Source organism: Pseudoxanthomonas jiangsuensis (assembly GCF_010093185.1).
GTDB classification, from domain to species: domain Bacteria; phylum Pseudomonadota; class Gammaproteobacteria; order Xanthomonadales; family Xanthomonadaceae; genus Pseudoxanthomonas; species Pseudoxanthomonas jiangsuensis.
In genome coordinates this window covers 1-1256 of sequence record NZ_PDWL01000063.1, presented here as the reverse complement: position 1 = coordinate 1256, position 1256 = coordinate 1, and the positions used below count along the sequence as shown (strand labels likewise).

Sequence of the window (1256 nt, the reverse complement as noted above, 5' to 3'; positions counted from 1 at the left end):
CAGATAGCACATGCAGACGTAACCAATATTCGAATTGAAGAACTGAAAGAACACCAAGCCGCCTGATGGCGGTTTTTTCTTGCGTGTAATTGCGGAGACTTTGCGATGTACTTGACACTTCAGGGGTGGAACGCACGCCAGCGACGTCCAATAAGCCTTGAAACAGTTCGTCGATGGGTTCGGGAATGCAGGATATTCCCACCTCCGGTTAAGGATGGAAGAGAGTATCTGTTCCACGAATCAGCGGTAAAGGTTGACTTAAATCGACCAGTAACAGGTGGCCTTTTGAAGAGGATCAGAAATGGGAAGAAGGCGAAGTCATGAGCGCCGGGATTTACCCCCTAACCTTTATATAAGAAACAATGGATATTACTGCTACAGGGACCCAAGGACGGGTAAAGAGTTTGGATTAGGCAGAGACAGGCGAATCGCAATCACTGAAGCTATACAGGCCAACATTGAGTTATTTTCAGGACACAAACACAAGCCTCTGACAGCGAGAATCAACAGTGATAATTCCGTTACGTTACATTCATGGCTTGATCGCTACGAAAAAATCCTGGCCAGCAGAGGAATCAAGCAGAAGACACTCATAAATTACATGAGCAAAATTAAAGCAATAAGGAGGGGTCTGCCTGATGCTCCACTTGAAGACATCACCACAAAAGAAATTGCGGCAATGCTCAATGGATACATAGACGAGGGCAAGGCGGCGTCAGCCAAGTTAATCAGATCAACACTGAGCGATGCATTCCGAGAGGCAATAGCTGAAGGCCATATAACAACAAACCATGTCGCTGCCACTCGCGCAGCAAAATCAGAGGTAAGGAGATCAAGACTTACGGCTGACGAATACCTGAAAATTTATCAAGCAGCAGAATCATCACCATGTTGGCTCAGACTTGCAATGGAACTGGCTGTTGTTACCGGGCAACGAGTTGGTGATTTATGCGAAATGAAGTGGTCTGATATCGTAGATGGATATCTTTATGTCGAGCAAAGCAAAACAGGCGTAAAAATTGCCATCCCAACAGCATTGCATATTGATGCTCTCGGAATATCAATGAAGGAAACACTTGATAAATGCAAAGAGATTCTTGGCGGAGAAACCATAATTGCATCTGTCTCTTATAAAAATATCCGAGCCCACGAGACGGAAAAAAATGTCTCAAGCCACCATATGCGATTCTAAAAAAAACACACTAAAAACTATAACGGAAGATAGCAAAGACCTGAGAACAGAAAACAAGTATCGA

The 1256-nt window shown here is 44.3% G+C and carries 2 protein-coding genes; both read left to right on the top strand.

Features of this window, described 5'->3' with window-relative positions:
- Positions 1 to 105: 105 nt before the first annotated feature.
- The gene (locus tag CSC62_RS17195) at positions 106 to 324 is read left to right on the top strand and encodes an excisionase (protein ID WP_162407886.1); all 219 of its coding nucleotides are present in this window, start codon (positions 106 to 108) and stop codon (positions 322 to 324) included.
- Positions 302 to 1192: a phage integrase Arm DNA-binding domain-containing protein gene (locus CSC62_RS17190; RefSeq protein WP_281353326.1), complete on the top strand. Its 891-nt coding sequence runs from the start codon at positions 302 to 304 to the stop codon at positions 1190 to 1192. Before CSC62_RS17195 ends, CSC62_RS17190 begins: the two co-directional genes overlap by 23 nt.
- Positions 1193 to 1256: the final 64 nt, after the last annotated feature.

Excerpts from the sequence above, each read along its gene's own strand:
- CSC62_RS17195 (WP_162407886.1), top strand. The coding sequence starts at position 106 with ATGTACTTGACACTTCAGGGGTGGAACGCACGCCAGCGACGTCCAATA.
- CSC62_RS17190 (WP_281353326.1), top strand. The coding sequence starts at position 302 with ATGGGAAGAAGGCGAAGTCATGAGCGCCGGGATTTACCCCCTAACCTT.